At 49.5% G+C, this 3,575-nt stretch carries 2 protein-coding genes; one reads left to right on the forward strand and one right to left on the reverse strand.

The genetic code is table 11. The features are described from left to right. On the reverse strand, positions 1-2,145 hold a 2,145-nt coding region (locus tag Q0231_RS15410; protein WP_299348916.1), incomplete at its 3' end, for a bifunctional salicylyl-CoA 5-hydroxylase/oxidoreductase. A gap of 173 nt (positions 2,146-2,318) precedes the next feature. Here Q0231_RS15410 and Q0231_RS15415 point away from each other — a divergent pair. After that, a complete protein-coding gene (locus Q0231_RS15415) occupies positions 2,319-3,146 on the forward strand; it encodes an alpha/beta hydrolase (protein WP_299348918.1) in 828 nt (275 codons plus the stop codon). Positions 3,147-3,575: the final 429 nt, after the last annotated feature.

Consider the following 3,575-nt stretch of genomic DNA (forward strand, 5'->3'; position numbering starts at 1 on the left):
TGGTCTCGCAAGACACACAAGGTCGGCGCGGCCCGCCATCAGGATCGAATTGACATGATCTGGCTCGTAAATATTGCCCACCGCCATCGTTTTAAGGCCCGTGTCGTTGCGAATGCGGTCCGAAAACGGGGTTTGGAACATGCGACCATAGACCGGTTGCGCTTCTTTGGATGTTTGACCTGCAGATACGTCGATAATATCGATGCCTGTTTCGCTAAACATTTTAGCGATCTCAACGGATTCTTCAGGGGTCACGCCGCTATCACCTACCCAATCTGTGGCGGAAATGCGTACAGACATCGGTTTGTTTTCTGGCCAAGCAGCAAGCATGGCGCGGGCAACTTCAAGCGGATAACGCATGCGGTTTTCGAGCGAACCGCCATATTCGTCTGTGCGGTTGTTTGAAGTTGGTGAAATGAACGAGGAGATCAAATAGCCGTGCGCTGCGTGCAATTCGATCATGTCAAATCCTGATCGTTCTGCCATTTCAACTGAGGATACGAATTGGTCGCGCACCATATCCATATCAGCGCGGTCCATTGCCTTTGGTGCGGTATTGTTTTTTGACCATGGAATATCGGATGCTGAAAGGAGTGGCCAATTGCCGTCTTTCAGCGGCGCGTCCATTTCTTCCCACCCCACTTGGGTTGAACCTTTGCGGCCCGAATGACCGATTTGGCAGCAGATCTTGGCTTCAGTTTCCTGATGCACAAAGTGGGTAATACGTGACCATGCGGTTTCATGTTCTGGCGCATAAAGGCCCGGGCAACCCGGGGTGATGCGGCCTTCTGGCGATACGCAAGTCATTTCCACATAGATAAGTCCCGCGCCGCCTTTGGCACGTTCCGCATAATGCGCAAAGTGCCAATCTGTGGGGCAGCCCCCAACAGCTTTATATTGAGCCATCGGGGAAACGACGACGCGGTTTTTCAGTTCCATCTCACGCAGTTTGAACGGGGCAAACATGGGCGCGCGATGGGTGTTTTTTGCGCCAGCTTGGGTTTGGAACCAAGTTTCGGCAGATTTAAGCCATTCTGGGTCGCGTAAGCGCAGGTTTTCGTGGCTGATCCGCTGTGAACGGGTCAACAATGAATAGTTGAATTGCACGGGATCAAGATCAAGATAGCGCTCAACTTGCTCAAACCATTCGGTCGAATTGCGGGCCGCTGATTGCAAGCGCAACACGTCCAAACGACGGTCTTCTTGATATTTCAGGAATGCCGCTTCCATGTTTGGTTCTGTATGCAAGAACTCAGCAAGTGCGATTGCGCTTTCGAACGCCAACTTTGTGCCAGAGCCAATGGAAAAGTGAGCTGTGGCTGACGCATCGCCAAGTAGCACCACATTTTCATGGTGCCATTTTTCGCACAATACGCGTGGGAAGTTGATCCATGCGGACCCACGAATGTGGTTGGCGTTGGTCATTAGGCTGTGGCCGCCCAAGTGGTCTTTGAAGATCTTTTCGCACAGGGCGATGCTTTCTTGCTGGTTCAGGTCACCAAAGCCGAATTTGTCAAATGTTTCTTGATTGCATTCCACAATGAAAGTGGCGGTGTCATCGTCAAATTGGTAGGCGTGTGCCCAAACCCAACCGTGCTCTGTTTCTTCAAAAATGAAGGTAAAAGCGTCGTCAAATTTTTGGTGGGTGCCGAGCCAAACAAATTTGCAGGCGCGCACGTCAATATCGGGTTTGAAGTGGTCGGCAAATTCGGTGCGTGTGGCGGAGTTCAGACCGTCCGCCGCAACCACCAAATCATATTCATCCATATATTCGGACGCGGGCTTCGCCTGTGTTTCGAACTGCATGTCAACGCCCAATTCAGCGGCGCGTTGTTGCAAGGACAATAGAAGTTGTTTGCGGCCCACACCACAAAACCCGTGGCCGGTTGAAACTGTTTTGGTGCCGCGATGGTGAACCGCAACATCATCCCAGTAAGCGAAATGTTCGCGGATCATTTGAGCGCTGATCTTGTCGTTGACCGCCATATTGTCGAGCGTTTCATCGCTCAAAACAACACCCCAGCCAAATGTATCATCGGCTTTGTTGCGCTCTAGAATGGTAATTTGATTGGCAGGGTTGCGCAGTTTCATGCTGATCGCAAAATATAGTGCCGCCGGACCTCCGCCCAAACATACAACCTTCATCAATTCCTCCTGCTCGATTTGAAGTTATGATGGCACCGTGAAAAATATATTTCAAGCACAAAATTTTAAGCTTGAAGTATTTTTCATTTCGTGTCTGAATATGAAACGAAATTGGTGCAACCATGCTTGCCTTTGGAGTTGGTTTGCGCAACCAATAGGGAATGATCGATAGAATGAAGCAGCCGGTGATATCAGATTGGGATGACGCATACTCCAATGGTGCTTACATTGAAGGGGCGGACGAGTTTCCGCCGCGTTGGGCAGCGCTGGCAGCGCAATATCGCGATGAAATGAGCGCTTCGGGTCAAGCGGAAATTGATCTTGCCTATGGCAAGTCCGAGCGTGAGCGTTTGGATTTATTCTTGCCCACATCAGCGCCAAAAGGCTTGGCCGTATTTGTGCATGGTGGCTATTGGATGGCGTTTGACAAGTCCACATGGTCGCATTTGGCAAAGGGGGCAGTGGACAATGGCTGGGCGGTTGCAATGCCCAGTTATACACTTGCACCAGAAGCGCATTTAACACGGATGTCTGATCAAATTGCCCATGCGATTGAGTTCTGTGCGCAACGAGTTGCTGGACCAATTCGACTGTCTGGGCATTCGGCGGGTGGTCATTTGGTGACGCGCCAGATTTGTGAAAAGTCACCTCTAAGGGCCAGTGTGCAGAAGCGAATTGAAAAGGTCGTTTCAATTTCAGGGCTGCATGATTTGCGCCCCTTGATGAAAACAAAAATGAATGAAAAGCTCGTTTTGGATGAAGATGAGGCACTGGATCAAAGCGCGGCGTTGCAGCGGCCTGTCAAATATGCAGACTTGATGTGTTGGGTTGGGGGGAATGAGCGGCCCGAGTTTTTGCGGCAGAATAAATTGCTGGCGCAGATTTGGTCAGGATTTGGCGTTCAAACCGAATGGCACGAAGAACCGTCAAAGCATCATTTCAACGTTATTGATGATTTGGCGGACAAAAATTCTGAATTGGTTCAACAATTTGCACCGTGATCGCACTTGTGTAGGACGGTGTTTTAAGCTTGATATTTTAATATTGAAATATATTGAAAATCATGCACACTGAAATGGGATGAGAAGAGAGATAAGGGTTAGGGTTGAGCGAGAAACGAAATTGTTTTTCGCCTCAGCGAGTTCAACAAATGCACATAGGTCTGCGGCTACAGGCCAGTTTATTTCGCGTTGAGCTTTACAAAAGATACCACCTCGTTAGCTTTCTTTTTGATCGCGAAAACAGTTGCCAGTTTTTGGTAACTTCTAATGGGAGGAATAAATGAAACATCTAAAGAAATTTGCAGTGAGCGCATTGGCGCTGACACTGGCAGCTTCGAGCATGGCTTATGCTGGGGGCGCAAAAATTGGCATGATCACCACTTTGTCTGGTGGTGGATCAGGCTTGGGCATTGATGTGCGCGATGGCTT

The sequence above is a fragment of the uncultured Maritalea sp. genome (assembly GCF_937139385.1).
Classification (GTDB): domain Bacteria; phylum Pseudomonadota; class Alphaproteobacteria; order Rhizobiales; family Devosiaceae; genus Maritalea; species Maritalea porphyrae_A.